Origin of the sequence: Thiemannella venezuelensis, assembly GCF_014203605.1 — a bacterium.
GTDB lineage: Bacteria > Actinomycetota > Actinomycetes > Streptosporangiales > Streptosporangiaceae > Planomonospora_A > Planomonospora_A venezuelensis.
The window spans coordinates 161480-186817 of the sequence record NZ_JACHJJ010000008.1; the positions used below are offsets into that span (position 1 = coordinate 161480).

Genomic DNA, 25338 nt, shown 5'->3' on the forward strand with positions numbered 1-25338 from the left:
GCACGCCGTACGGGCCGCTCATTCGAAGACCGCCCGCACCGAGCCGACCCCGTCGATGTGCGCCTCGAACACGTCCCCGGCCTCGACGGGCACCACCGGGCCGAGCGCCCCGGTGAGCACGATATCCCCGGCCCGCAGCGGGAAGTCCGTACCGGCCAGCGCGTTCGCCAGCCAGACGGCGGCGTTCAGCGGGTTCCCGAGGCAGGCCGCGCCCGCACCGGTGGACACCTCCTGGCCGCGCCGGTTCATGGTCATCCCGGCGAGCCTGAGGTCCAGGCCGATCAGCGGGACCGGGGTGGTGCCGAGCACGAACGCGCCACTGGAGGCGTTGTCCGCGATCGTGTCCACGAGCGTGATGTCCCACCCGGCGATCCGGCTGTCCACGATCTCGATCGCGGGCAGCACGAAGTCCACCGCCCGGATGACGTCCGCCACGGTGAACGGCCCGCCCTCCAGGTCGCTCCGGAGCACCAGCGCGATCTCCGCCTCGGCCCGGGGCTGGAGGAACCGCCCGGCCGGCACGGGCAGCCCGTCGAGGCAGGCCATGTCCGCGAAGAGCATGCCGAAGTCCGGCCGGTCCACACCGAGCTGCTCCTGCACCGCCTTCGAGGTCAGCCCGATCTTCCGGCCGACCGGCCGCCGCCCCTCGGCCAGCGCCCGGCGCGTGTTGATCTCCTGCACCGCGTAGCCGGCCGCCGCGCTCCGGTCCGGGAGCATCTCCCGCACCGGCGGGCACGGCTTGCCGCTCCGCGCCGCCTCCAGCAACCGGTCGGCCGCGTCGGCGAACACGTCGACGGCCTCGCTCCACTCAGTCATGTCCCGGCTCCAGCTTGATCGTGATGGTGGTCGGCTCGGAGTAGAAGTCCAGCGAGTGCGTGCCGCCCTCGCGTCCGATGCCGGAGAGCTTCACCCCGCCGAACGGGGTGCGCAGGTCCCGCAGGTACCAGGTGTTGACCCAGACCAGGCCCGCCTGGAGCGACTGGGCGACCCGGTGGGCGCGGCCGAGCGAGGAGGTCCAGACCGTCGCGGCCAGGCCGTACTCGCTGTCGTTGGCCAGCGCGACCGCCTCGGCCTCGGAGTCGAACGGCGCGACGTGGCAGACCGGGCCGAAGATCTCCTCCCGGTTCACCCGGGAGCCGGGCGGCAGGCCGGTGAGCACGGTCGGCTCGACGTAGTAGCCGCCGTCGCGGTCGTCGCCGAAGTGCGGCACCCCGCCGCCCGCGTGGATCTCGGCGCCCTCGTCCTTCGCCAGCGCGTAGTACGACAGCACCTTGTCCCGGTGCTCCGCCGAGATCATCGGCATCATCGCGGTGTCCTCGTCCTCGGGGCGGCCGAAGGCCAGCTCGCGCGCCCGCCCGGCCAGCCGCGCGACGAACTCGGCGAAGACCGGCCGCTCCACGTAGAGCCGCTCGGTGCACAGGCAGACCTGCCCGCCGTTGGTGAACACCGAGCGCACGCTCCCCTCCACGGCCGCGTCCAGGTCGGCGTCGGCGAAGACCAGGCCGGCGTTCTTCCCGCCCAGCTCGAACGAGACCGGCTTGACCCGGTCCGCCACCGACTTCATGATCGCCGACCCGGTACGGCTCTCGCCGGTGAAGGTGACCGCGTCCACGCCCGGATGCTCCACCAGGAACTGCCCGGTCGAGCCGGTGCCGAAGCCGTTGACGACGTTGAGCACGCCGGGCGGGAGCCCGATCGAGGCGGCGATCTCGGCCAGCACGGCCATCGAGCCCGGCGTGAGCTCCGAGGGCTTGACCACGACGGTGTTGCCCGCGGCGAGCGCGGGACCGATCTTCCAGGTGGCCAGCAGGAACGGCAGGTTCCACGGCACGACGACCGCCACCACGCCCAGCGGCCTGCGCACCGTGTAGCTGAGCACGTCCGTCAGGTGGAACGCGCTCTCCGGGCGCTGCGCCGCGATCTCGGCGAAGGACCGGAAGTTGGCCGCGCCGCGGGGGATGTCCAGGGTGCGGGTCTGCGCGACCGACTTCCCGGTGTCCGCGATCTCCGCGGACACCAGGTCCTCGAAGCGCTCCTCGATCGCGTCGCCGAGCCTGCGCATCCAGGCGGCCCGCTCGGCCACCGGCAGCGCCGCCCAGCCGGGCAGGGCCGCGCGGGCGGCGGCCACCGCGCGGTCCACGAGGTCCCGGTCCGCTTCGCGGACCCGGCGGACCCGGCGGCCGGTCACCGGATCGTAGGCGGCGAACGTCCCGCCCTCCGCGACCGGCACCCCGCCGATGAAGTGGGTGACCTGGTCAGACAAGGCTTCTCCTCAGGAAGGGACCACTCCGGTTTGTTATGTACGGGTATAGAGCCGGGGGCCGTCGATGGGCAACAATGCGTTCCGTGACACGGAACCCCGACCGCCTGTCGATGCTGGAGAAGTCCTGGCTCGTGCTGGACGCGTTCCGTCCCACGGGAGGACCGCTCCGCCTGGCCGACGTCGCCGAGCGCTGCCACCTCCCCAAGACGACCGCCTTCCGCCTGCTCGCCGAGCTCACCGGGATCGGCGCGGTCACCCGCCGCGAGGACGGCTACTACCTCGGCCGCAGGCTGTTCGAGCTCGGTTCCATCGTCCCCCTGGAACGCGATCTCCGCCATGCCGCGCTGCCGTTCATGCACGACCTGTACGAGGCGACGCACGAGACCGTGCACCTGGGCGTGCGCGACGGCCTCGACGTCGTCTACGTGGAGAAGATCCAGGGCCGGGAGGCCTTCGCCCTGCCCTCCAGGGTCGGCGGCCGGCTCCCCCTCACCTGCACCGGGATCGGCAAGGCGCTCCTGGCCCACTCCGGCCCCGACCTGATCGAGGAGGTCCTCGGCCGCCCGCTGCGCCGCCTGACGCCGCACTCGATCGTCGACCCCCGGCGGATGGAGGAGGCCATCGGCCAGATCCAGGCGGCGGGCCTGGCCTACGAACGCGAGGAGGCCCAGCCCGGCGGGGCCTGCATCGCGGCCCCGGTGTTCCACGAGGGCGCCGCCGTCGCGGCCCTGTCCGTCTCCGTCCCCCTGCCCCGCTTCCACCCCATCCGCCTGGCCCCCGCCGTCAAAGCCGCCGCCCTCGGCATCTCCCGCGCCCTCACCCGCACCATCCAGTGAGCCGGTCCCCTCAAACGTCGCTCTGCGCAGGCTCCGGCGTGGCATGGGTCGCCGCCGGCCGACCGGGAGACGCACGCCGCGCTGCTGGACCTCATCGGCAACCGGTCCCCGCCCGATCGCCGGCCTTGACCGTCAGCGCCGTCAGCGTTCCCCGGCACCGGCCCGGAGGGCGCGGATCATAGCGGGCAGTGCGGCCAGCAGGGCGATTCCTCTCAGCGCACCTGCGACGAGGTACGGCGCGCGCAGGCCGAACACGTGGGCCACCAGTCCGCCCGTCAGCGCCCCGAGCGGGATCAGCCCCCAGCCGATCATCCTGTAGACGCTGTTGACGCGGCCGAGCGTGCCGGAGGGGACGATCTCCTGCCGGAGGCTGACGGTCACGACGTTCCAGAGCGTGACGGCGAAACCGTTGAGGGCCAGCAGGGCGCCCAGTACGGCGGCGTTCGGGCTCAGCCCGATCCCGGCGAAGATGGCGACGTTCGCGGCGAGCGCGGTGAGCAGTGCGGGGAGCGCGCCGATGCGCCCGACGACGCGCGCGCTGGCCAGACCGCCGAGCAGGCCGCCCGTCGCGGCCCCGGCCAGCAGCAGGCCGTAGCCGCGCGTGTCGAGGCGCAGGACCTGGGTCGCCAGCAGGACGAGGGTCGCGTTGCCGAGGTGGGCGCAGAAGGTGTTGGCACCGAGCAGGAGCGCCAGGGTGCGCAGCAGGCGGTGCCGGGCCAGCCGGCGCAGGCCGTCGGCGATGGCCGTACGCATCGGCGGGTGCTCGGCGTGCCGGGACCTGCACCGGGGGATGCTCGCCAGCAGGGCGGCGGACAGGGCGAGCGCGCCGGTGTGCGTTCCGAACGGCAGCGCCGCGGCGGCTGCGAACAGCAGACTGCCGATCATCGGTCCGGCGGACTCCCGGCCGAGGACCGTGATCGTCTGCTGGTGGCCGTTCGCCCTGTGCAGCAGCGGCTTGGCGACGAGGTCCGGCACGATCGCCTGCGCCGCGCCGGCGGAGACGACCGTGCACACACCCAGGCCGAAGGCCAGGACCGCGAGCACCGGGATGCCGATGCGACCGAGGGAGGCCAGGAGCGCGAGAACAGCGGCGATCACTGCCTGGACCGCCTGCGAGCGCCACATGAGGCCGGCCCGGTCGTAGCGGTCGACGAGCGCGCCGGCGGGGAGTGACAGCAGCAGCCACGGCAGGTAGGCCGCCGCGGAGATGACCGATACGAGCCGAGGGTCCCGCGTGATCGTGACGGCCAGCAGCGGAACCGCCGCGGCGAACACCCCGTCACCGATGCTGCTGACACCCGTCGCCCACCACAACCGCCAGTAGGCCGCGGTCAGGCGCGGCTCGGCCTCGGTCTGCGTCCCGTCCGGCTCCATGCCGGAATCCTGTGGCTCCGGACACCGCCACGACACCGTTTAGGGTTCTGCTACATGATTGGTCGATGGCTCTGACGGTCCATCTCGGCGTGGCCGAACTGGCGGCGACGCGGTTCTCCGTCTCCCCGCTGTCGGAGACGGTGTCCGGCCTGCAGCAGTTGAGCGGCCTCGGCCGGAACCCGCTCACCCTGCGGTGGCTGCGGTGGGCGGCGGACGAGCTCGCCTGCCGGCCTCTCGACCTCTCGCACACTCTGCCGCTGGTCGTGAGCGACCGGCCGAGCTGGCCGGAGTTCCTCGTTCCCGCCCCGCTCGGCGCGGGGCCGTCCATCGACGACGAACTGGCCGCGCTGCGCAGGACGACCGCCCACCAGGTGCGGGCCAGCCTCCGGCGTGTCTTCGGCGAGCGGCTCCCCGGCACGGCCGCCGCGCTCTCCGCGCGGCCCGCGGCGGGCCTGCGTACGATCGCCGCAGAGCTGCGCGCGGCGCACGATCGGCTCGTCGCGCCGCACTGGCCGCGGATCCGGGCCGTGCTCGACGCGGATGTCGTCCATCGCGCCAGGCAACTGGCCGCGGGCGGCGCCGAGAGGTTGTTCGCCGACCTGCATCCGGATCTGCGATGGTGCGACGGCAGGCTGATGCTGGGCGGAGAACACTGGCGGACCGAACGTGTCGTGAACCGCGGTCCGGGCGGGCTGGTGCTCATCCCGGTCGTTCTCGGCCCGCCGTACGTGCTGATCAGGCTGAGCACGTCCACGCAGACCACGGTGCGGTATCCGGCGCGGGGTGTCGGAGCGCTGTGGACGGCGGGGACGCGCCCGCCCGCGGGGGGCGCGGTCCGGCTGCTCGGCCGGGTGCGGGCCGAACTGCTCGAGGCCCTGCGCTCGCCTGCGACGACGACGGATCTCGCTCGTGCGCTCGGCGTCACGCCCAGTGCGGTCTCGCAGCACCTCGGCGTGCTCAGGGAGAGCGGCCTGGTCGCGCGCGAACGGTGCGGGCGCAACGTCCTGTACGTGACGACCGCGCTCGGGGCGTCCCTGTGCGAGCCCTCACCGGGGAGTCACGCCTCGCTCCGAGAGGAACGACTCCCCGGCGAGGGAGAGTCCGGCTTCAGGCGGCACGCTGGGTGAGACGTCTGAGCCGTCCCACGATCATCAGGCCCGGGACGACGATGACCGCGGCGATCCCGGCGTGGGCCGCCCAGGCTCCCGCCAGGGTCGTTCCGCCCCAGGAGCCTTCGAGGGCGGGGTCGTGCGTGAAGGGATGGCCGAGGGCGGGATAGAGGTCCGGGCGGAGGAAGGGGTAGAGGAAGCCCGAGGCCGCCGTGAAGACCAGGAAGACCGTCAGGACGACGGTCAGGACTCTCAGCAGCAGTCGCATCGCACAACCTTCAGGAGGGCGTCGGGAACGCCTCCACCCTACGGAGGCGGAGATCCGGGCGCGCCATACTCGAAGATCGGTTTTCGGGGTCTCTCCGATACCGAGGGGGACGACAGCGGGACCGGACACGAGCGATCCGGTTCATCACGCGACGAGGCGACCCTTGCTCTGAGGTCACCTTCTCGTACCCCAGGTCATCCGCCGGTCCGAGTGTCCGGACCGGCATGATGGGCGCATGGGGCAGGCCTGGCACGTATGGGGAGATGTCGTCATAGCGGCCGTTCTGGCCGTCCCGCTGGCTGTCCTGGCCGCCGTCCTGCTCTCCCGCCGCCGGAGCCGTGCCGGCCACCCCTCCCCGGCCCGTACGGCCGCCGCCGACGTGGCCGTCGCGGCCGGCACCGCTCCCTGGATCTGGATGATCCTCACCCCCGGGACCGCCGGGGGAGTGAACCTCGTCCCCCTGGTCGACCTGTCCGACCAGCTCTCGCTCATGTCACCCGGAGGGGCGTTCGTGCAGGTCGGAGGCAATCTCCTGGTCTTCGCCGCGCTCGGCGCGATGCTCCCGGTCCGCTCGCCGCGCCTGGCCTCGCCCGGCCGGGTCGCCGCGGTGGCGGCGGCCGCCTCGCTCACCGTCGAGACCCTTCAGTACCTCCTGGACCTGGGCCGGGTCAGCTCCGTGGACGACGTGATCCTCAACACGGCGGGAGCCGTACTCGCCGCGTTCGTCACTCGCCGGTGGTGGGCCCGGTCAATAGCGGCTGGGACCGTTCCACGGTAACGGACCGGGAAAACTCCCGAAGATCACCACAAAGGCACGATCCTCTCAAAAGAAGCACGGGACCAACCTCCGTATCTGTGCGATCGTGGACAAGGCGGGGCAAGTTCTCTGGAGACGCCAAACCCGGTTGGTGACAGAGGGTGGTTAAACGTGCAGCAGTCCCCGGTACCTCCCGAGACCCCGATCTATCGGCGCATCGCCGACGGGCTCCGCGAAGCGATCCTGTCCGGCGAGCTCCGGGACGGGGATCGGCTTCCGGGCGAGAACGCCATCATGGCGCAGTACGGCGTGGCCCGTGCGACCGCCAGACAGGCGCTCTCGGTGCTCATCAACGAAGGGCTGGCCGTGCCCAAACGCGGCTCGGGCGTCTACGTCCGGCAGTTCCGGCCCATCAGGCGGCACGGCTCGCGCCGGCTCGCCCAGGGGCACTGGAGTCAGGGGCAGGCCATCTGGGACGCCGACACCAGAGGCCGGCCGTACACCGTGGACGAGGTCCAGATCGACCGGGAGACCGCCGACGACGACGTCGCCCGGGTCCTGGGCAGCGCCGAGGTCTGGGTGCGGCGGCGGCGCTACTCGGTGGACGGGCGGCCGGTGCAGCTCTCGGTCTCCCACTTCCCCGCGGACCTGGTCGAGGGCACCGCGATCGTGCGGGAGGACACCGGTCCCGGCGGCGCCTACGCGCGCCTGGGCGATCTCGGCCACTCCCCGGCGCACTTCACCGAGGAGCTCCGCGCCCGCATGCCCCATCCCCACGAGACGGTCCTGCTCGACCTCCCGGCGGGCACCCCGGTCATCGCGATCATGCGGACCGCCTACACCGCGGACGGCACTCCCGTCGAGGTCAACGAGATGGTCCTCGACGCCGCCTCATATGTACTCCAGTACGACTTCGACGCATAGATCAAGTGCATTCGTCAACCGATAGGTTGACCTGACCCTTAAGATCATTGATTTCTCTAGAGAGGTGCTTCACCTTCGGAAGTGGAACGTCACAGCGGCGGCCCTGGGCGCGGGGAAGGTGCGTGGATGTCTTTCGACCGGCATCTGGCGGAGATAGCCCGGGAGTTTCCCGACTGGACGATCTGGCGGAGCGACGCGGGCAGGTGGTGGGCGACCCGGCACCACCCGCTGACCTCCGCCCAGCGCGAGGCCGGCTGCGCGATGACCATCGACGCGGACGACCCGGAAGGGCTGCGCGAGCAGCTACGGGACCAGGGGGAACGTTTCGACGGAACGTTCCCCTGACGGCCGCCCGGTGCCGGGGCCGGCGGTGTCACGCGGCTCCGGTGCCGGGCATCCAGACGGAGGCCTCCGACCCATCGGGGGCGGAGGCCTCCGCTCGGTCTCCCGGAGGGTCCCAGGCGGTCCTCCCGTACGGCCGCGTGCCCGCACGGCGCCGCCCGGCGCCTCACTTGCGGGCGGCGAGCTCCTCGTCGTCCTCGCGGACCGCGACGAGGTCCGCGCCGGCGTCGTCGGCGACCACGACGTGCCGCCCGTCGGCGGGGAGGCGCTCCTCGCCCTCCCTCTCGTCCACGATCACCCGGACGGCCTCGACGTCGGGGCCGTTCTGCGGGACGGGCGCGATGGCCGCAGGGGCGGGGCCTCCGGCGGGGACGGCCGGAGCCGGGGCGGGGCTCGCGGGGGGCAGGACCGCGCTCTCGTCGATCAGGGCTCCGGCGGCGTTCTCCCGCTGGATCAGGTCGCCGAGGACCGCGCCCATCTCGTTGAGGCGGCGCATGACCTCGCGGTGCGTCTCGGTGAGGTAGGCGACGCGCCGGCCCGTGCTCTCATCCAGGACGGAGGCGCGCTGCTGGGCGGAGGTGAGCGTGGCGTGCGCCTCCGCGGTGGCGGAGGACAGGGCCGACTCGGCCTCGGTGCGGGCGGACGTCAGCGTGGACTCGGCCTCGGCGCGGGCGCCCTCGATCGTCCGCTCGGCCTGGTGCCTGGCGGAGGCGAGCGTGGACTCGGCCTCGGCGCGCGCGCTCCGCAGGGTCTCCTCTGCCTCGGCGCGGGCCGCGCCGAGCTTCTCCTCCGCGTCGCTGCCCGCCTGCGCCAGCATGTGCTCGGCGGTGGCGGTGGCCTCGCCGACCCGGCGCTCGGCCTCCTGCTGCGCGGCGGTCAGGATGCCCTCGGCGCGCTCGCGGGCGGAGCCGACCAGCCGCTCGGCCTCCGCCGCGGCCTCGTCCCGCAGCCGGCGGGCCTCGGCGTCGGCGACCTCGCGCTTGGCCGCGGCCTCCTCCTCGCCCAGCTTCAGGATCTGGCTGAGCCGCTGGCCGAGCTCGTCGTAGTCCTGGGGGGCCTCGGAGAGCCTGCGCCGGGCCTCGGCGAGCTCCAGCCTTCCCTGCTCGGCCTGGTCGATCGAGCGCGCGACCCGCTCCTCCAGCTCGCGGATCTGGTTGCGCGTCCGGATCATGTAGTCGTGGACCTGGCGGCGGCTGTAACCACGCATGACGACCTCGAACGAGTCCTCATGCATCAGGTCGGGGAAGTTCTCGTGCTGGTTCGTCATGGAGTCTGCCCGTAGAGGTCGTGTAGCGGGAAAGGAGGCGTCAGGAGACGACTTTGCTGCCATCTACCCGAGACCGCAACCGGAACGCGTGACCTGCTTGCGGAAATACCGGACAAGCTCACTCCCCGTAACATCCTCCGCATGAGCATCACTCCCTATGTAGCCGCCCTTGACGGTGACGCGTCCCCATATATCCACCCGGAAGCATACGTAGCACCGGGCGCAGCCGTGATCGGCCGCGTCCGGCTCGGCCGCGCGGCGAACGTCTGGTACGGCTCGGTCCTGCGGGGCGACGACGAGGACATCGAGGTCGGCGAGGAGTGCAACATCCAGGACCTGTGCTGCCTGCACGCCGATCCGGGACAGCCCGCCGTGCTGGAGCCCCGGGTCAGCCTCGGCCACAAGGCCATGGTGCACGGCGCGCACGTGGAGACCGGGGCGCTCGTCGGCATCGGGGCGATCGTGCTGGGCGGGGCGCGGATCGGCGCGGGCACGCTGGTCGCGGCGGGCGCCCTGGTCGGGCCGGGCAAGCGGATCCCGGCGGGGGTGCTCGTCGCGGGCGTCCCGGGGAAGGTCGTCCGCGAGCTCACCGACGACGACCGCGCCTCCTTCGCCCGCACCCCGGACAACTACGTGGCCAAGGCCGCCCGTCACCGCGCCGCGGTGCCCGTGCCCCCGGCCTGAAGCTCCCTCCCGCGTCCGTGCGGCACCGGGCCGGACGCCCCGCCGCGAGCCGTACGGACCTGACCCGGGAACTCCCGCCGGGGGGCGGGCCCATGGGTAACATGACCGCCGTGCGGCACTGGGACGGCTTCGACGCCATCGAGAGCGAGGTGCGCGCCATGGTCGCCGATCCCCGCTGGCCGGCCATGCCGCTGCCCGCCCGCGCCCGCGCCGTCGCCCTGCGCACGCTGGCCACGCCGGACGGAGGGCGGTGGCTGTTCGGCGCGCATGCCCGGTGGTACCGGCAGGATCCGGGAGACGGCCGCTGGCAGCTCGCCCCGCCTCCCGCGGACGCGGGGCTCCGCGCCGGGGCGCACGTGGTGGACGCCGCCTCCGCGGTCCTGCCGCACCTGGTCCCGGCCGGTCCCGACTTCACCGCGGACCGGGGATCGGTCCAGGGCTTCGTCGGCCCGGACGTGCCGCCGGAGGTCACCGAGCGGGTCCGCGCGCTGGTCGTCTCCCAGCGCGGCCGGCGCAGGGAGGACTTCCCGCTGCACGGCCCGTTCTCCGAGGTCTTCGCCGGGGAGGTCGCCAGCCCGGTCGCCGCGATCTGGGGCACCCTCATGTGGTGCGCCTACGCCCCGGCCTTCGACGGCAACGAGCTGCTGCTGTCGGTGTTCGGGGAGTTCCTGGCCCGCCCGCTCCCGGGTGACGAGTGGGTCCGCTGGCTCCCGCCGGTCTCGCTCGACGACCTGGCCGCCCTGTACGGCGAGCGGGTCAGGGCGGGCCATCCCGAGGCGGGACGGCGGCTGGTCGCACTGATGGCCGACACCGCCGGAGCCGTCCGCGGCGACCCCCGCTTCCGGCCCCGGGCCGCCGCGCTGGCGGTGATGCTCGCACCGGTCCTCCGCCGGACCGGGCAGGACGCCGCCGCCGCCGGCCTGGGCGACGAGGAGGTACGGCAGGCGTGGCTGTCGCGCTGCCCGCCCCACGTGACGCTGGCCGAGTCGTCTCCCGGCGAACACTTCCAGCACACCGTCTACGACCTCGTGCAGGCCCTGGGCTTCCTCGCGGCCAGGGGGGCCGACCCCCGGGCGGTGGCGGGCGCGCTGCTCGCCGCCGACGTCGCGGCGCACGCCCCGCGGGCGGCCGACCGGCTGTACGCGTGGCTGGACCCGGAGCTCCGCCACGTCCTGCGCGACGTGCTCACCGATCCGGCGCACCCCCTCCGGCGCTGCTGGCCGCGCCCCCGCGGCGCCGGGTCCTCCACCGGTTCCTTCAGCGGGCCCTCCACCGGCTCCTTCGCCGTGCCCTCCCCGGCCCCTCCTCCGGGGCCCGCCACGCTGCCCTCGGCCCTGCACCCGCCCGACCGGGCCTCGGCGGCCGCGCTCCTGGGCGCCGCCTACGCCACCGGGCTCGCCTGGTGCCGCCTGACCGGGACCGCCGTGCCGGAGCGGGGATTCCCCACGGCCTCGGCGCTCGTGCACCGCCTGGCCCACGAGCGGGACGACCCGGTCCCGGGATCCTCGGGAACCTACCCCCGCCACTTCTGACACAACAAAGAAGACTTAAACCACAAATCCAGTTATTTCATCCTTACTACCCCTATATCCTTCTACCACCCCCAGTGTCGGATAATTGGCTGAATTGTGATCTCGCATTCGGGAAATGATCCTTCAGGGTGCACGGTGGGGTCGTACCGAATGGTCCCGATGGGCCATGGGCACGAAAGACCCTCCACCGTAACCTCGAAGTGGGTGTGGGCTGCGGAAGGAAGGACGACGCGGTGGGGCACGACGAGCTGGACCTCAGGGTCCACGACCGTGTCGCGTTGGACGAGATCGCGCTCTATGCCGAGGTACTCAGCGCCGTCGCTGACAGCGAACGGCCCCTGACCCTCGCGGAGCTCGACAACGCGCTCGGATTGAGCGCTTCGGCGACCTGCTGAAGCGGTTGCGAAACCGTACGACCTAGTCCCGGACTCCCCCGGTGGGGTCCGGGACGTGGTACGAAAAGGCCCGGCGGTGACTAGTCACGGACGGCCACGCGGACGGACCTCGCGGGCGGGCGTCACGAGCGGACGAGCCGGGCGATCGCCGCCGAGGCCTCCTTCACCTTCTCCTGCGCCTCCGGCCCGCCGGTGCTGACGGCGTCGGCCACGCAGTGCCCGATGTGGTCCTCCAGCAGACCGAGCGCCACCGCCTGCAGCGCCCTCGTCGCGGCCGACACCTGGGTCAGCACGTCGATGCAGTAGGCGTCCTCCTCGACCATCCGCTGCAGGCCCCTGATCTGTCCCTCGATCCGCCGCAGACGGGTGAGATAGGCCTGCTTGTCTCCGCTGTACCCATGCATGACCCAAAGGTACCCGCGTCAGGGACGGACGGAGGCGGACGCGATCAGTTTCTCCCACCGCTCGGCCACCGCGGGAGCCTCGTACGCGGCCGCGGCGGCCAGCGCGCCGGCCGCCAGTTTCCGGCGCCGGCGCTCGTCGTCGATGAGCGCGAGCAGCGCCGCGGCGTACGCCTCGATCTCGTCCTCCCCCTCCGGGACGAGCACCCCGCTGCGGCCGTCCGCCACGAACTCGCCCGGCCCCCGCGAGCTGTCGAAGCCGACCACCGGCACCCCGCTGGCCATCGCCTCGATCACGGTCATCCCGAGCACCTCGGCCCGCGAGGTCACCGCCACGATCGACGCCTTGGCGAACTCGCCCGTCAGGTCGGGGGTCGTTCCCATGAAATAGACGTGGTTGTGCAGGTTCAGCCCCGCCACCAGGGCCCGCAGGCGTTTCTCCTCGGGGCCGCCGCCGTACAGCCGCAACCGCCAGTCGGGGCGCTTGTCGGCGATGGCCGCGAACGCGCGGATCAGCCGGTCGTAGGCCTTCACCGGCACCCAGCGCCCCCCGGCGGCCACGATGCGGTTGTCCATCCGGGAGCGCGGCCACGGCCCGGCGGGCAGCGCGTCGGGGATCAGGTGGACCGGGACCTCCCCGTCCAGCAGGCGCTCCCATTCCTGGCGGCCGGTCTCGGTGGCGGCGACGACCGCGTTCAGGCGCGGGTAGAACCTCCTGATCGGCCCCGGCACCGGCGGGCGGCCCCACTCGCGGGCGATCCGCACCGTCTCGCGCGGGGCGTGCCGGGCGGCCTGCACGCCCAGTCCCGGCCTGGTGGTGATCAGGACGTCGGCCCTGAGCGCGCGCAGCCGCCGCCAGAGGGCGACCTCGGTCCGGATCTGCCCCTGCGGGAGCAGGTGGCGCACCCCCGGCCTGGCGTCGACCGCCCAGGAGAGCCGCACGCCCGGTTCCACCGGGAAGAACGGCCGGTCCTTGTGCCGGCGGACGCTGAGGATCTCGACCTCGTGCCGGAGTGCCAGCTCTCCCGCGAGGTTGATGGCGGAGCGGACGTCACCGCGCATGCCGTACACCGAGGGGACGAGCAGGCAGATCCTCACCCACCCACCTCGATCATGAGCGCGTCGTCGGCGGTGTAGCGGGGCCTGATCGGCACCCCGTCGATCCGGGCTGCCGGGTAGTGCAGGCGGCGGCGTTTGCCGTCCACGTCGTCCAGGCGCGAGCCCAGGCGGAGCGGCTCGGACAGACCGTCCACCTGCAGCACGGGCTCCCAGGTGCCGGGCTCGTCGGGCGCGGCGTCCACCACGTCGCACAGGGAGAGCGCGGCGTGGAAGCGCACGCCCTGGACCGTCGCGGCGGCGGTCAGCTCGGCGCCGCTCCCGCTGCGGCGCAGCGCCAGGCGCGCCTCGTGACGGGACTCGTCGTCGTCGAGGCCGGTGAAGGCCAGCAGCCCGGTGACCTCGAAGCGGCCCTCCCTGAACCAGACCGCGCGGACCTCGGCGGCCGGCTCCACCTCGTCGATCTTCAGGGCGAGGAAGCCGTTGCGGGTCCGGTAGGCCCGGTAGGCCAGCGCGCGGCGGCTCAGCGCGTAGGCGTCGAGGTGGTCGAGGGAGAAGCCCGGGTCGACGCTGCGCAGCCGGGTCCGCCGGCCGTCCTGCGTCAGGTAGGCGTCCCAGCGGCCCGGGCCGAGCCCGAGCGGGGCCAGGGAGATCGCGAGCGCGGCGTCGCGCACCCGCGCGCCCGGGGTGCCGAGCGCCACCCGGCGCTCGTCGGCGGTGGTCCGGTGGCGCAGCGTCAGCTCCGCGTCGTCGGCGAGGGGGTCGTCGACCGCCAGGCGGAGGGACAGGACGTCAGCCAAGGTGACTTCGGCATCCGTGACGACGACACGCACCGCCAGCCCCCTCCCCGTCGAATGAGCTACGCGACGTTGAGGTTACCGTGATTTTTCCGTAATCAGAAGGAAGAGTTTCGGACCTGTCGTCCTTTTCGCGAATACTTGACCACAGTCAGGTACGGCCCGCAAGTGCGGGCCGCACCCAATCATGATCGTCATTATCCCGGAGACCGGGTCAGGAAGCCTCGACCGGCTCGCCCTTGATGGACTTGATCAGGAGCTGGGAGACGTCCACGACCTCCAGCGTCTCCTTGGCCTCGCCCGAGTTCTTCTTCTCGTTGATCGAGTCGCCCAGCATGACCAGGCAGAACGGGCAGGCGGTGGAGATGGTGTCCGGGTCGGTGGTCAGCGCCTCGTCCACGCGCTCGGTGTTGATGCGCTTGCCGAGCCGCTCCTCCATCCACATCCGCGCGCCGCCGGCGCCGCAGCAGAAACCGCGGTCCTTGTGGCGGTGCATCTCCTGCGTCTTGACGCCGGGCACCTTGGCCATGATGTCGCGGGGCTGCGCGTACACCTTGTTGTGGCGGCCGAGGAAGCACGGGTCGTGGTAGGTGATCTTCTCCTCGATCGGGGTGACCGGGACCAGCCTGCCCTCGTCGACCAGCTTGGCCAGGAGCTGGGTGTGGTGGACGACCTCGTAGGTCCCGCCGAGCTGCGGGTACTCGTTGGCGAGGGTGTTGAAGCAGTGCGGGCAGGTCGCGACGATCTTCTTGACCCCGGCCTCGTTCAGCGTCTCGATGTTCTGCTGGGCCAGCATGTTGAAGAGGAACTCCATGCCCAGGCGGCGGGCCGGGTCACCGGTGCAGGCCTCCATCGGGCCGAGCACCGCGAACTTCACGTCCGCGATGTGCAGCAGCTCGGCGACGGCCTTGGTGGTCTTCTTGGCCCGGTCCTCCAGGGCGCCGGCGCAGCCGACCCAGAACAGGTACTCGGTGTCCTCGGGCATCTTCTCGTCGATGAGCTGGACCTCGAAGTCGAGCTCCTCGATCCAGTCGGCCCGCTTCATCTCGGACATACCCCACGGGTTGCCCTTGTTCTCCAGGTTCTTGACCATGACGCCGGCCTCGGACGGGAAGTTCGACTCCACCATCACCTGGTAGCGGCGCATGTCGAGGATGTGGTCGATGTGCTCGATGTCCACCGGGCACTGCTCGACGCAGGCGCCGCAGTTGGTGCAGGACCACAGCACGTCCGGGTGGATGACGCCTTCCTCGCCGACCAGCGGCTTCTCCAGCAGGGCCAGCACGTCCTGGCCCGCGTGCGCGCGCTGCTCCTCGCTCATCATCAGGTACGGCGCGACCGCGAAGGCGTGGTCGCGCTGGTCCAGGATGAGCATCTTCGGGGAGAGCGGCTTGTCGGTGTTCCACGCCGGGCACTGCGACTGGCAGCGGCCGCACTCGGTGCAGGTGTAGAAGTCGAGGAAGCCCTTCCAGGTGGTGTCCTCGATCTTGCCGCGGCCCAGCTTGTCGCCGTCGAGGTCCTCGTCCTCGAAGTCGACGACCTTGCCGTCGATCCGCATCTCCTGCGCCGCGCCGAGCCCGTCGGGGCGCCGGGAGAAGAGCACGTTCAGCGGCGCGGTGAAGATGTGCAGGTGCTTGGAGTTCACCACGATGACCAGGAACACCAGCATGACGCCGATGTGCAGGAGCAGGCCGATCTCCTCCAGCAGGGTGCTGGCGGGCAGGAGCTTCGCGACGGCCTCGGAGGCGAACGCGCCGGACTCGTACGGGAAGTTGCCGGTGTTGACCGCGGCGCCGCGGGCGAGGAACAGCGTCCAGATCACGTTGAAGATCATGATGAGGACGAGCCAGGCGCCGCCCAGATGCGAGCCGGAGAAGCGGGAGCCGCGGCCGAGCTTCTTCGGGGAGTTCTTGATCCGGATGACCGTGAAGGCGGCCAGGCCGAGGAGGCAGGCGAGCGCGATGAAGTCCTGCAGGAAGCCCAGGACCGGCCAGGTGCCGACGATCGGGATGTGGAAGTCAGGCGTGCCGGTGATCGCGCCCTGGATCAGCGCGCCGTACGCCTCGACGTAGACCGTGCCGAGGATGAGGAACGCCCACATGACGAAGAAGTGCGCCACGCCCGAGGGCGTCCACTTCAGCAGCTTCTTCTGCCCGAAGACCTCGACGAGCTGGGCCTTGACCTCGACGCCGACGTTGTTCCTGGCGTACTCGATCCGCTCGGGGGCGGGCGGGCCGATGACGGCGAGCTTGTACAGGAACAGGACGCGGCGCGCGGCGAGCGCGAGCGCGGCGACTGTCATGACGAGCCCGATGATGGCTACCCAGAGCACGGGTCCTCCCACAGACGGCGTTGGCTGCCAGCGTATGACCGCCGGTCATCCACGGTGACAAGGGGTCACCCTGGATCCTACCCATGAGTAACTTATGTCCGGCATAGGACCCGCGGTAACCGTGGTCACCATATGGTCAATTTGCACTCCGGAACAATGCTCTAGAATACGCGAATCCCCGGAGATTACGCTCCCCGGCCCCTCAGGATCCGTCGACGTAGCGCTGGATCGTGGGGGCGAGCAGCTCGACCAGCTCCTCCAGCCCGGCCGAGGCCAGCGGTTCGAGCCGGATCACGTAGCGCACCAGGACCACGCCGAACATCTGCGCGAACGCCGCCTCCATCCGGATCGGCGGGATCTCCAGCGCCTCGGCGACCTTCTCCAGCAGCGCGTGCGTCATGAACTCCCGGATCATGCCGACGACCCGCTCGTTGGTCATCGCCGTGCGCATCAGCGCCAGCACCGGCTGGCGGGCCTCGGCGTCGGCGGTGATCGTGAGGATGAGCCGGACCAGCCGCTCGCCCGTCTCCTCGCGCGGCCCGGCCAGCAGCAGCGGGACGACCTCCGCGGGATCGACCGGCAGCTCCATCGCCGCGACGAACAGGCCCTCCTTGCTCGCGAAGTAGTGGTGGACCAGGGCCGGGTCCACGCCGGCCGCGCCGGCGATCCCCCGGATCGTGGCCTTGTCGAACCCCTTCTCGGCGAACGTCCTGCGCGCCGCCGCCACGATCTCCCCGCGCGTGTCCGCGGACCCCGGCCTGCGTCCCGGCCGCCGGCGCCCCGCCGCCGTGTTCTCCGGCGCGGTGTTCCCCGGCGTCGTGTTCCCCGGCGCCGCGTCACTCACCCGGCCTTCTCCGCCGCCGTCCGCGCTCGCGCCGCCGCCGCGCCCGCCCCGCTCGCTCACGCGTTGGCCGAGGCCGCGAGGTGCAGCCGGGCGAAGGCCAGCGCCTCCGCCAGGTCGTCGACCCGCTCGGTACGGCTGGCCGCCTTGCGCGTGTTGATCTCCAGCACGACCAGGCCGCCGAAGCCGTTGGCCGCCATCCGCTCCAGGATCGGCGCGCACGGCTGGTTGCCCCGCCCGGGGACCAGGTGCTCGTCCCGGTTGGGGATGCCGACCCCGTCGGCCAGGTGCAGGTGGGCCAGGCGGTCGCCGAGCTTGGTGAACATCTCCCAGGCGTCGGAGCCGGAGACCGCCGTGTGCGACAGGTCCAGCGTGACCTGCGGGAAGTCGTAGTCGACGGGGTTCCAGTCCGGGGAGTACGGCACGACCTTGTTGCCCCGCGCCTTCAGCGGGAACATGTTCTCCACCGCGAAGACCACGTCGGTCTCCTCGCGCATCCTGGCCAGGCCGACCTCGAAGTCGCGCGCGTAGTCGCGCTGCCAGCGGAACGGCGGGTGCACCACGACCGTCTTGGCGCCGACCCGCTCGGCGGCCTGCTGGGCGCGCTTCAGCTTGGCCCACGGGTCCTTGCCCCACACCCGCTGGGTGACCAGCAGGCAGGGCGCGTGGATGGCCAGGATCGGCAGCTGGTAGTGGTCCACCAGCCGCTCCAGCACGTCGATGTCCTGGCTCACGGGGTCGGCGCCCACCATGATCTCAACGCCGTCGTAGCCCAGGCGCGCCGCCAGCTCGAAGGCGTCCGGGGTGCGCTCCGGATAGACCGACGCGGTGGAGAGCGCGATCTTCGCGCTGGGCACCCGGATGACGCTCATCGAGACTCCCTGCCTTCGCGTCCGCGACCGCGAACGCCTCGGTGCCCGCCGGCTCGCTCGCTTCGATCCCTCACAGTGCCAGCCTAAGCGTGCCCGGAAAGGAATGGCGTCCGCCCACCCCCGTGCGGCCGAGATCACACGCCCGGCCCTCCGGGGCCCGCCTCGGGCGCGCGGCGGATCCCGCCCGGAGCACCCCAGGTCACGGCCCGGAGCGCCCGGGGACTCGGCCGCCCCCGCACGCCCGGACGGCCCGCCCGGATCCCTGGCTACGGTGAGGGCATGCCGCGGTTCATGAAAGGGGCCATCCCCAGCCCCAACATCTGGAACACCCCCCACGTCTACGAGCTGGAGAACCGGGCGGTCGACCCCGAGGGCCGGGCCGAGGCCGCGATGGCCGCCGTCCGCCCGTGGACCGGCGCGACCGTCCTCGACATCGGCTGCGGCACCGGCTACCACCTCCCCCGGCTGTCCGCCACGGCGGCCCGGGTGATCGGCGTCGAACCGCACGCCGACCTCGTCGAGCTCGCCGGGCGCCGCTGCCGGGCCCTGCCCAACGTGGAGGTCCACGCCGCCACCGCGCAGGCCGTACCGCTCCCCGACGCCTCGGTGGACGTCGCGATCGCCCGCTGGGCCTACTTCTTCGGCCCCGGCTGCGAGCCCGGCCTGGCCGAGCTCTCCCGGGTCGTACGGCGCGGCGGCGCGGCCTTCGTCATCGACGTCGACGCCTCCCGGGGCGCCTTCGGCCGCTGGTTCAGCCAGTCGATCCCGGCCTACTCCGCCAGGTCCGTGGAGGACTTCTGGTCCCGCCAGGGCTGGACCACCCAGCGGCTCGACCTCCGCATGGCCTTCGAGCGCCGCGCCGACCTGGAGTCCGTCCTGCGCATCGAGTTCACCCCGGCCGTCGCCGAACGCGCCATCGCCGAGACCCCCGGCCTGGAGATCGCCTACCCCAACCTCCTGCGCTGGAAGCTCTACTGAGGGGCCGCCCCGCCGTACCGGCGGCGCACCCGCGGCGGGCTACCGGCGGCCCGCGGCGCCCCCGCCCACCGGCAGGTCGGGCCCGTGCGGCGGGGCGGCCATCATCCACCCGCCCCACCGGCGCACCAGCGGGGTGCCCGCCCCCACCAGCAGCAGCACCAGCAGCGGGGCCAGTGCCACGCCCAGCAGGAACCCGGCCGCGACGTCGTGCGGGTAGTGCACGCCGACGAACACCCGGGAGAAGGCCATCAGCGCGGCCAGCGGCAGCACGAGGGGAGCCAGCGCGCGCCAGGCCAGGACGAGGGTGCCGGCCGCGGCCGCGGCGATCACCGAGTGGTTGCTCGGGAACGACCAGTCCCCCGCCTCCGGGCAGGCCGCGATGGTCACCAGCCCGCGGCACGGCCGGTCCTCCCGGACGAGGATCTTGACGACCTCGCTGAACAGGTAGACGAGGACCACGGCCACCGGGCCGAGCAGGACCAGCGCCATGTCGCGCGGCGGCCGCCGCCGGGCCCGCCACCAGGCCAGGACGAACAGCGCGGCGAAGGCGAACAGTCCCGCGTCGGTGCCGGTCTCGGCGAAGGCGTGCAGCCACCCGGGCGTGCTCCGGGCGAACTCGACGATGTCGCGGTACACGTCCGGCCCCCTGAACGACGATGAACGACGGATGAACAGACGATCCTAGATCTTTCCCGCGCGTCCCGCCCCCTTTCCGGCGCATGACGGCCCCTCCGGGGGTGATCGGCCTCCGGCGCGGCCGGCCTCCCCGCGTGCGCCGCCGCGGCGGAGGCCCCCGCGCGGAACATCGGGGCCGGGCTTGACCTTGACGTTGACGTCAACGATTACGGTGACGGCACAAGGAGGGCCGGATGCGCATCGGGGAACTCGCCCGGCGGGCGGGGATCAGCACCAGGGCGCTGCGCTACTACGAGCAGCAGGGGCTCATCACCGCGCGGCGGGCGGCCAACGGCTACCGGGAGTACGGCGAGGAGGACCTCAGGCTCGTCACCGAGATCCGCTCGCTGCTCACCGTCGGCTTCACGCTGGAGGACGCCAGGCCGTTCGTGGCCTGCCTGCGGGCGGGGCACTCCTCGGGCGGATCGTGCCCGGAGTCGGTCGCGGTCTACCGGCGGAAGCTGGCCGAGATCGACGACGAGATCCGCACCCTCCTGGCCCGCCGGGCCGAGGTGGCCGCGCAGCTCACCACGGCCTGCCCCGGGTGCCCACCGAGAGAGCAGGAGAAGAAATGATCACTCTGACCGCCGACAACTTCGCCGAGCAGGTCCTGGGCAGCGACAAGCCCGTCCTGGTGGACTTCTGGGCCGAGTGGTGCGGCCCGTGCAAGATGATCGCGCCGGTGCTGGAGCAGATCGAGGCCGAGTACGGCGACCGCGTCACGATCGCCAAGCTGAACGCCGACGACCACCCGGAGATCTCCAGCCGGTACGGGGTCCTCGGCCTGCCCACGCTCAGCCTCTTCAAGAACGGCGAGGTCGTCCAGCAGATCAAGGGCGCCAAGCCCAAGCGCATGCTCCTGGCCGACCTCGAGGGCCACATCTGATCCGGGAGCCGCCGGGATCCGCGGGCGCACCGGCTTTCACCGCCCGCGGTACGCCGGGGCGGTGAAAGTTGTCGGTGCGGGCCGGTAGCGTGCGGCCATGGCGAAGAAGGTCGGCTATCGCTGCGGCGAGTGCGGTTGGCAGACGGCCAAGTGGGTGGGGCGCTGCGGCGAGTGCCAGGCCTGGGGGACGGTCGAGGAGGAGTCGGCCCGTTCCGGCGTGACCGTGGCCACCGGCGGGGCGGTCTCGGCTCCGGCGGTCCCGATCGGTCAGGTCAAGGCCGAGGTCGCGCACGCGCGCAGCACCGGCGTGCCCGAGCTCGACCGGGTGCTCGGCGGCGGTCTGGTGCCCGGCGCGGTCGTGCTGCTGGCCGGGGAGCCCGGCATCGGCAAGTCCACGCTCCTGCTGGAGGCGGCCTCCAAGATCGCGAACCAGCAGACCGTGCTCTACGTGACGGGCGAGGAGTCGGCCGCCCAGGTCAGGGTCAGGGCCGACCGGATCGGCGCGATCCACGACGCCCTCTACCTCGCGGCGGAGACCGACCTGAGCGCGCTGGTGACGCACGTGGAGAAGGTCCAGCCCGGCCTGCTCGTCGTCGACTCGGTGCAGACGATCGGCTCCGCCCAGGCGACCGGTGTGCCCGGCGGGGTCACCCAGGTCAGGGAGGTCGCCGGCAACCTGGTCAGGATGGCCAAGGAGCGCGGCATGTCCACGGTCCTGGTCGGCCACGTCACCAAGGAGGGCTCGATCGCCGGCCCCCGGACGCTGGAGCACCTCGTCGACGTGGTGCTCCACTTCGAGGGCGACCGCCACTCCCGGCTCCGCATGGTCCGCGCGGTCAAGAACCGGTACGGCCCGGTCGACGAGGTCGGCTGCTTCGACCTGCACGAGGGCGGCATCGAGGGCATCACCGACGCCAGCGGCCTGTTCGTCTCCCACCGCACCGAGCCGGTCCCCGGCACCTGCGTCACGGTCACCATGGAGGGCACCCGCCCGCTGCCCGCCGAGGTCCAGGCGCTGGTCGCGCGGACCGAGGCCCAGCAGCCCCGGCGCTCCTCCTCCGGGCTCGACCCCTACCGCGTGACGATGGTGCTGGCCGTGCTGGAGCGGCGGCTCAACGCCAAACTCGGCGGCTGCGACGTGTTCACCGCGACCGTGGGCGGCATCAAGCTCAGCGACCCGGCGATCGACCTGTCGGTGATGCTCGCGGTGGCCAGCGCGGCCGGGGACCGGGCGCTCCCGCCGGGGCTGGTCGTGCTGGGCGAGGTGGGCCTGGCCGGGGAGCTCCGACCGGTCCGCGACGTGCGCCGCCGCCTCTCGGAGGCGGCCCGGCTGGGCTTCACCCGCGCCCTGGTGCCGATGGGCTCCCTCGACGTCGGCAAGGGCCGGGGCGGGGGCTCCCTGGTCCGGGTCAACGGCGGCTCCACGAGCTTCGCCCCCGGGTTCGACGTCGTCGAGGCGGAGAACGTCTGGGACGCGCTGACCCACGTCACCTGAGCGCGCCGCCCGGCCCGCGGGCGGCCCCGGAGGGGCCTCGGAGCGGCCTCGGGCGGAAACACGGCACGGCGCCATGCGGTTTGGTAGGTTGGGGCCGTCCGATGGTGGATACCGTCTGACCTACCGCCGGGTCGGCGGGATGTGAAGCCTGTGGAGGCTGTGTAAGACCGTTGGGCGGTTCCCCGTCCCTAGCCTTGACCGGAACGGCAATCGCCTGCGAAGCAGGAAGGCCCGCCTGCGAGGGTGGGAACCCCCAGCTTCCGCCGGGGGAGGAAGTCAAGTGGCAGCAACCTACAAGGGGCTCGACGAGCGCCGCAGGGCCGTCATGGCCTCGCTCGCGCCGGGCACCGCGCTCCGCGACGGCCTGGAGCGCATCCTCCGCGGGCACACCGGCGGCCTGATCGTGCTGGGCTACGACAGCACGGTCGAGAAGATCTGCAGCGGCGGGTTCGAGCTGGACGTCGAGTTCTCCGCGACGCGCCTGCGCGAACTGGCGAAGATGGACGGCGCCATCGTGCTGAACTGCGACGACCACAAGATCGTGCGTGCGGCCGTGCACCTGATGCCCGACCCGTCCATCCCGACCGACGAGTCCGGGACCCGGCACCGCACCGCCCAGCGGGTGGCGGTGCAGACCTCCTTCCCCGTCATCTCCCTCAGCAAGTCCATGCGGATCATCGCCCTCTACCTCGACGGCATCCGCTACGTCCTGGAGGAGTCGGCGGCCATCCTGTCCAAGGCCAACCAGGCCCTGGCCACGCTGGAGCGCTACAAGCTCCGCCTGGACGAGGTCTGCGGCACGCTCTCGGCGCTGGAGATCGAGGACCTCGTGACGGTCCGCGACGTCGCGGCGGTCGTCCAGCGGCTGGAGATGGTCCGCCGGATCGCCGACGAGATCGCGGGCTACGTCGTCGAGCTCGGCACCGACGGCCGCCTGCTCTCCCTCCAGCTGGACGAACTGGTCGCCGGGACCGACGCCGACCGCGAGCTCGTCGTCCGCGACTACCTGCCCACCACCGGCCGCCGGGTCCGCACGCTCCCCGAGGCCCTGCACGAGCTCGACCAGCTCTCCCCGGCAGGCCTGCTCGACCTGTGCCAGGTGGCCCAGGTCCTCGGCCACACCGGCGCCGACGCCCTGGACGGCCCGGTGAGCCCCCGGGGCTACCGGCTGCTGGCCAAGGTGCCGCGCCTGCCCGCCCCCGTCGTCGACCGCCTGGTGGAGCAGTTCTCCGGCCTGCAGAAGCTCCTGGCCGCCAGCACCAACGACCTCCAGGAGGTGGGCGGGGTCGGCGAGACCCGGGCCCGCCACATCCGCGAAGGGCTCTCCCGCATGGCGGAGTCGTCCATTCTCGAGCGCTACGTCTGAGACCCTGGCGGGCGCCGGCCGCCCCGCCGGCCCGGTCCCGCCGTCCGTCCTGCGGCGCCCCGCGCGGCGTCGCGGCCGGAGGAGCTCCCCTGCCCCGAGACAGGCGAACCTCTCCTGACCTGGGGAAATACGACATAGAAGATCGTCTTTTTTGAGGTTATGGATCCTCTAAACCGCATTTAAGGTCCATATAATGATCAATCTTCCTTCTCGCTGTTATAAAAAATCCAGCCTCCTGCGCACCGAGGGTCTCCTCCGGTGGATCCCCCCGAGAGGCCCCCCTTTTCGCCACCCCACCCCGAGGACAACATTTTGAGAAGGACAGCCACGCTCGCTGCGACCGCGGCACTCGCGTTCGGCGCCACGGTGTTCACCGCCACGCCGGCCTCCGCCCACGGGTACGTGTCGTCACCGCCGAGCCGCCAGGCCTTCTGCGCCCAGGGCAAGGTCTCCTGCGGCGCCGTCAAGTACGAGCCGCAGAGCGTCGAGGGCGCCAAGGGCCAGCGCACCTGCCACGGCGGCGTCGCCCGCTTCGCCGAGCTGAACGACGACACGAAGGCCTGGCCGACCACGGCCGTCGGCACCAGCGTCGACTTCAACTGGGTGCTGACCGCCCGGCACGCGACCAGCACCTGGCAGTACTACATCGGCGACAAGCTGATCGCGACCTTCAACGACGGCGGCAAGCAGCCCGGCGCGACGGTCACCCACAAGGTCAGCCTGGCGGGCTACAGCGGCAAGCAGAAGGTCCTGGCCGTCTGGAACATCGCCGACACCGCCGCCGCCTTCTACTCCTGCATCGACCTGCAGGTCGGCGGCACCGGCGGCGGCACCCCCGCCCCCAGCCCGACCCAGAAGCCCACCACCCCCGCCCCCACCCCCACCAAGACCGCGACCCCGGCCCCGCTCCCGAGCCCGACCTCGGTCCCGAAGCCCACCGCGGTCCCCACGACCCACCCCACGACCCCCGCCGGGACGTGGAAGCGGGGCGGGAAGTACGTGATCGGCAACGTGGTGACCTACCGCGGCGTCAAGTACCGCTGCATCCAGTCGCACACCGCCTACGGTGACTGGGCGCCGCCGCTGGTCCCCGCGCTCTGGAAGCGCCTGGGCTGACCGGCCCGTGCCGTACCGCAGCGGACCCCGGCCCCCAGGGCCGGGGTCTCCCCATCGGAGACGATCGATGAAGCGTTTCGCCGCCGTCCTCGCCGCCGCGGGCCTGCTCGCGCTCCCCGCCTGCGGCACCGCGGAGAGCACGTACGGCGCGGGCACCGCGCCGACGGCGGGAACCGCGCAGGCCGCCGCGACCGGCGACGCCGATGCCCGCGACGTCGATACCGGCGACGCCGATGCCCGCGACGTCGATACCGGCGACGCCGATGCCCGCGACGTCGATACCGGCGACGTCAATGCCGCCGACGTGGTGTTCCTGCAGATGATGGTCGCGCACAACCGCCAGGGCATGGAGATGGCCGGTCTGGTCACGGACCGCTCGGCCCGGCAGGGCGTGAAGGAGCTGGCGGCGCAGGCGGGAGCCGTACAGCGGGACGAGGTCGCGGCCATGACCCGCTGGTTGTACGACTGGGACCAGCCCCTCGCGGGGAGCGGCCACGCGCACGGCGACCACGCCGCACTGCACACCACGAGTCCGGAAGAGATCACCACGCTCAGGAGGATGAGCGGCGCCGGCTTCGACACCCGGTTCCTCAACGTGTTCATCGCCCACCAGCACAACGCCGTCGAGATGGCCCGCGCCGAGATCCGCACCGGCAGGCACCCCGGGGTCAAGCGACTGGCCCGCATGATCGACCGGTCCCGCTCCGCGCAGATCAGGGAGATGCTCGGGCACCTGGCCTCCTGAGACCGGTCGGCCATCCGGTGGCTCCCG

The 25338-nt window shown here is 72.3% G+C and carries 27 protein-coding genes; 15 read left to right on the plus strand and 12 right to left on the minus strand.

Annotated elements, in window-relative coordinates; all coding sequences use genetic code 11:
- Positions 1-18: 18 nt before the first annotated feature.
- On the minus strand, positions 19-816 hold the full coding sequence (locus tag FHS22_RS14530; RefSeq protein WP_184941955.1) for a 2-keto-4-pentenoate hydratase: 798 nt from the start codon (positions 814-816) through the stop codon (positions 19-21).
- The gene (locus FHS22_RS14535; RefSeq protein WP_184941957.1) at positions 809-2263 is read right to left on the minus strand and encodes a 2-hydroxymuconic semialdehyde dehydrogenase; all 1455 of its coding nucleotides are present in this window, start codon (positions 2261-2263) and stop codon (positions 809-811) included. The genes FHS22_RS14530 and FHS22_RS14535 overlap by 8 nt, the downstream gene beginning before the upstream one ends.
- Before the next feature lie 74 nt (positions 2264-2337).
- On the opposite strand from FHS22_RS14535, the gene FHS22_RS14540 reads away from it, so the two are divergent.
- Positions 2338-3099: an IclR family transcriptional regulator gene (locus FHS22_RS14540; RefSeq protein ID WP_221473639.1), complete on the plus strand. Its 762-nt coding sequence runs from the start codon at positions 2338-2340 to the stop codon at positions 3097-3099.
- Positions 3100-3240: 141 nt separating this feature from the next.
- On the opposite strand, the gene FHS22_RS14545 is transcribed toward FHS22_RS14540, so the two are convergent.
- Positions 3241-4473, minus strand: a complete 1233-nt coding sequence (locus FHS22_RS14545) for an MFS transporter (RefSeq protein ID WP_184941958.1) — start codon at positions 4471-4473, stop codon at positions 3241-3243.
- A 65-nt stretch (positions 4474-4538) separates the two neighbouring features.
- On the opposite strand from FHS22_RS14545, the gene FHS22_RS14550 reads away from it, so the two are divergent.
- Positions 4539-5600, plus strand: a complete 1062-nt coding sequence (locus FHS22_RS14550) for an ArsR/SmtB family transcription factor (RefSeq protein WP_184941960.1) — start codon at positions 4539-4541, stop codon at positions 5598-5600.
- Here the strand turns inward: FHS22_RS14550 and FHS22_RS14555 are convergent.
- The gene (locus FHS22_RS14555) at positions 5581-5850 is read right to left on the minus strand and encodes a hypothetical protein (RefSeq protein WP_184941962.1); all 270 of its coding nucleotides are present in this window, start codon (positions 5848-5850) and stop codon (positions 5581-5583) included. The two genes, FHS22_RS14550 and FHS22_RS14555, sit on opposite strands and share 20 nt — an antisense overlap.
- Positions 5851-6085: 235 nt before the next feature.
- Between FHS22_RS14555 and FHS22_RS14560 the strand changes: the two genes are divergently transcribed.
- From FHS22_RS14560 to FHS22_RS14570, 3 genes are all read left to right on the plus strand, one after another.
- On the plus strand, positions 6086-6628 hold the full coding sequence (locus FHS22_RS14560; RefSeq protein ID WP_184941963.1) for a VanZ family protein: 543 nt from the start codon (positions 6086-6088) through the stop codon (positions 6626-6628).
- A gap of 150 nt (positions 6629-6778) precedes the next feature.
- The gene (locus FHS22_RS14565; protein ID WP_184941964.1) at positions 6779-7531 is read left to right on the plus strand and encodes a GntR family transcriptional regulator; all 753 of its coding nucleotides are present in this window, start codon (positions 6779-6781) and stop codon (positions 7529-7531) included.
- A gap of 126 nt (positions 7532-7657) precedes the next feature.
- Positions 7658-7876, plus strand: coding sequence for a hypothetical protein (locus tag FHS22_RS14570; RefSeq protein WP_184941965.1), 219 nt, complete (start codon positions 7658-7660; stop codon positions 7874-7876).
- Between the two features lie 163 nt (positions 7877-8039).
- On the opposite strand, the gene FHS22_RS38970 is transcribed toward FHS22_RS14570, so the two are convergent.
- The gene (locus FHS22_RS38970; protein WP_184941966.1) at positions 8040-9140 is read right to left on the minus strand and encodes a coiled-coil domain-containing protein; all 1101 of its coding nucleotides are present in this window, start codon (positions 9138-9140) and stop codon (positions 8040-8042) included.
- A gap of 141 nt (positions 9141-9281) precedes the next feature.
- Here FHS22_RS38970 and FHS22_RS14580 point away from each other — a divergent pair, with 141 nt between their 5' ends.
- The 3 genes from FHS22_RS14580 to FHS22_RS14590 all read left to right on the plus strand — a co-directional run bounded on the left by FHS22_RS14580 (position 9282) and on the right by FHS22_RS14590 (position 11751).
- Positions 9282-9824, plus strand: a complete 543-nt coding sequence (locus FHS22_RS14580; RefSeq protein WP_184941967.1) for a gamma carbonic anhydrase family protein — start codon at positions 9282-9284, stop codon at positions 9822-9824.
- 92 nt (positions 9825-9916) lie between these two features.
- Entirely contained in the window at positions 9917-11356 is a 1440-nt protein-coding gene (locus FHS22_RS14585; protein ID WP_260407936.1) for a hypothetical protein, read from the plus strand.
- Between the two features lie 233 nt (positions 11357-11589).
- Complete coding sequence (locus FHS22_RS14590) at positions 11590-11751, plus strand: hypothetical protein (protein WP_184941968.1); 162 nt, start codon at positions 11590-11592, stop codon at positions 11749-11751.
- Between the two features lie 122 nt (positions 11752-11873).
- Here FHS22_RS14590 and FHS22_RS14595 read toward each other — a convergent pair whose 3' ends face one another.
- The 6 genes from FHS22_RS14595 to FHS22_RS14620 all read right to left on the minus strand — a co-directional run bounded on the left by FHS22_RS14595 (position 11874) and on the right by FHS22_RS14620 (position 18050).
- Positions 11874-12155: a metal-sensitive transcriptional regulator gene (locus FHS22_RS14595; protein WP_184941969.1), complete on the minus strand. Its 282-nt coding sequence runs from the start codon at positions 12153-12155 to the stop codon at positions 11874-11876.
- A gap of 18 nt (positions 12156-12173) precedes the next feature.
- Positions 12174-13250: a glycosyltransferase gene (locus FHS22_RS14600; RefSeq protein ID WP_184941971.1), complete on the minus strand. Its 1077-nt coding sequence runs from the start codon at positions 13248-13250 to the stop codon at positions 12174-12176.
- Positions 13247-14008 (minus strand): hypothetical protein, encoded by a 762-nt coding sequence (locus FHS22_RS14605; protein WP_260407937.1) that lies wholly within the window; start codon positions 14006-14008, stop codon positions 13247-13249. Before FHS22_RS14605 ends, FHS22_RS14600 begins: the two co-directional genes overlap by 4 nt.
- 211 nt (positions 14009-14219) lie before the next feature.
- A complete protein-coding gene (locus FHS22_RS14610) occupies positions 14220-16337 on the minus strand; it encodes a (Fe-S)-binding protein (protein WP_184941974.1) in 2118 nt (705 codons plus the stop codon).
- A gap of 202 nt (positions 16338-16539) precedes the next feature.
- The gene (locus FHS22_RS39235; RefSeq protein ID WP_184941976.1) at positions 16540-17181 is read right to left on the minus strand and encodes a TetR/AcrR family transcriptional regulator; all 642 of its coding nucleotides are present in this window, start codon (positions 17179-17181) and stop codon (positions 16540-16542) included.
- Positions 17182-17237: 56 nt separating this feature from the next.
- Positions 17238-18050, minus strand: coding sequence for a sugar phosphate isomerase/epimerase family protein (locus tag FHS22_RS14620; protein WP_184941977.1), 813 nt, complete (start codon positions 18048-18050; stop codon positions 17238-17240).
- Between the two features lie 279 nt (positions 18051-18329).
- Here FHS22_RS14620 and FHS22_RS14625 point away from each other — a divergent pair, with 279 nt between their 5' ends.
- Positions 18330-19028, plus strand: coding sequence for a class I SAM-dependent methyltransferase (locus FHS22_RS14625; RefSeq protein WP_184941979.1), 699 nt, complete (start codon positions 18330-18332; stop codon positions 19026-19028).
- A 39-nt stretch (positions 19029-19067) separates the two neighbouring features.
- Here FHS22_RS14625 and FHS22_RS14630 read toward each other — a convergent pair whose 3' ends face one another.
- Positions 19068-19664, minus strand: a complete 597-nt coding sequence (locus FHS22_RS14630) for a phosphatase PAP2 family protein (protein ID WP_184941981.1) — start codon at positions 19662-19664, stop codon at positions 19068-19070.
- Between the two features lie 233 nt (positions 19665-19897).
- Here FHS22_RS14630 and FHS22_RS14635 point away from each other — a divergent pair, with 233 nt between their 5' ends.
- The 6 genes from FHS22_RS14635 to FHS22_RS14660 all read left to right on the plus strand — a co-directional run bounded on the left by FHS22_RS14635 (position 19898) and on the right by FHS22_RS14660 (position 25311).
- A complete protein-coding gene (locus tag FHS22_RS14635; protein WP_184941983.1) occupies positions 19898-20278 on the plus strand; it encodes a MerR family transcriptional regulator in 381 nt (126 codons plus the stop codon).
- Positions 20275-20589, plus strand: a complete 315-nt coding sequence (gene trxA, locus FHS22_RS14640; protein ID WP_184941985.1) for a thioredoxin — start codon at positions 20275-20277, stop codon at positions 20587-20589. Before FHS22_RS14635 ends, trxA begins: the two co-directional genes overlap by 4 nt.
- Positions 20590-20686: 97 nt before the next feature.
- Positions 20687-22084 carry a DNA repair protein RadA gene (radA, locus tag FHS22_RS14645; RefSeq protein WP_184941987.1) on the plus strand — a complete coding sequence of 466 codons (1398 nt, stop codon included), beginning with the start codon at positions 20687-20689 and terminating at the stop codon, positions 22082-22084.
- A 280-nt stretch (positions 22085-22364) separates the two neighbouring features.
- Entirely contained in the window at positions 22365-23450 is a 1086-nt protein-coding gene (gene disA, locus FHS22_RS14650) for a DNA integrity scanning diadenylate cyclase DisA (protein ID WP_184941989.1), read from the plus strand.
- A gap of 312 nt (positions 23451-23762) precedes the next feature.
- Positions 23763-24566, plus strand: a complete 804-nt coding sequence (locus tag FHS22_RS14655) for a lytic polysaccharide monooxygenase (RefSeq protein ID WP_184941991.1) — start codon at positions 23763-23765, stop codon at positions 24564-24566.
- Positions 24567-24633: 67 nt separating this feature from the next.
- Positions 24634-25311: a DUF305 domain-containing protein gene (locus FHS22_RS14660; RefSeq protein ID WP_184941993.1), complete on the plus strand. Its 678-nt coding sequence runs from the start codon at positions 24634-24636 to the stop codon at positions 25309-25311.
- Positions 25312-25338: the final 27 nt, after the last annotated feature.

Excerpts from the sequence above, each read along its gene's own strand:
- trxA (WP_184941985.1), top strand. The coding sequence starts at position 20,275 with ATGATCACTCTGACCGCCGACAACTTCGCCGAGCAGGTCCTGGGCAGC.
- FHS22_RS14620 (WP_184941977.1), bottom strand. The coding sequence starts at position 18,050 with ATGAGCGTCATCCGGGTGCCCAGCGCGAAGATCGCGCTCTCCACCGCG.
- FHS22_RS14595 (WP_184941969.1), bottom strand. The coding sequence starts at position 12,155 with ATGCATGGGTACAGCGGAGACAAGCAGGCCTATCTCACCCGTCTGCGG.
- FHS22_RS14570 (WP_184941965.1), top strand. The coding sequence starts at position 7,658 with ATGTCTTTCGACCGGCATCTGGCGGAGATAGCCCGGGAGTTTCCCGAC.
- FHS22_RS14540 (WP_221473639.1), top strand. The coding sequence starts at position 2,338 with ATGCGTTCCGTGACACGGAACCCCGACCGCCTGTCGATGCTGGAGAAG.
- FHS22_RS14580 (WP_184941967.1), top strand. The coding sequence starts at position 9,282 with ATGAGCATCACTCCCTATGTAGCCGCCCTTGACGGTGACGCGTCCCCA.
- FHS22_RS14635 (WP_184941983.1), top strand. The coding sequence starts at position 19,898 with ATGCGCATCGGGGAACTCGCCCGGCGGGCGGGGATCAGCACCAGGGCG.
- radA (WP_184941987.1), top strand. The coding sequence starts at position 20,687 with ATGGCGAAGAAGGTCGGCTATCGCTGCGGCGAGTGCGGTTGGCAGACG.
- FHS22_RS14545 (WP_184941958.1), bottom strand. The coding sequence starts at position 4,473 with ATGGAGCCGGACGGGACGCAGACCGAGGCCGAGCCGCGCCTGACCGCG.
- FHS22_RS14585 (WP_260407936.1), top strand. The coding sequence starts at position 9,917 with ATGGGTAACATGACCGCCGTGCGGCACTGGGACGGCTTCGACGCCATC.
- FHS22_RS14625 (WP_184941979.1), top strand. The coding sequence starts at position 18,330 with ATGCCGCGGTTCATGAAAGGGGCCATCCCCAGCCCCAACATCTGGAAC.
- FHS22_RS14550 (WP_184941960.1), top strand. The coding sequence starts at position 4,539 with ATGGCTCTGACGGTCCATCTCGGCGTGGCCGAACTGGCGGCGACGCGG.
- FHS22_RS14530 (WP_184941955.1), bottom strand. The coding sequence starts at position 816 with ATGACTGAGTGGAGCGAGGCCGTCGACGTGTTCGCCGACGCGGCCGAC.
- FHS22_RS38970 (WP_184941966.1), bottom strand. The coding sequence starts at position 9,140 with ATGACGAACCAGCACGAGAACTTCCCCGACCTGATGCATGAGGACTCG.
- FHS22_RS14660 (WP_184941993.1), top strand. The coding sequence starts at position 24,634 with ATGAAGCGTTTCGCCGCCGTCCTCGCCGCCGCGGGCCTGCTCGCGCTC.
- FHS22_RS14555 (WP_184941962.1), bottom strand. The coding sequence starts at position 5,850 with ATGCGACTGCTGCTGAGAGTCCTGACCGTCGTCCTGACGGTCTTCCTG.
- FHS22_RS14560 (WP_184941963.1), top strand. The coding sequence starts at position 6,086 with ATGGGGCAGGCCTGGCACGTATGGGGAGATGTCGTCATAGCGGCCGTT.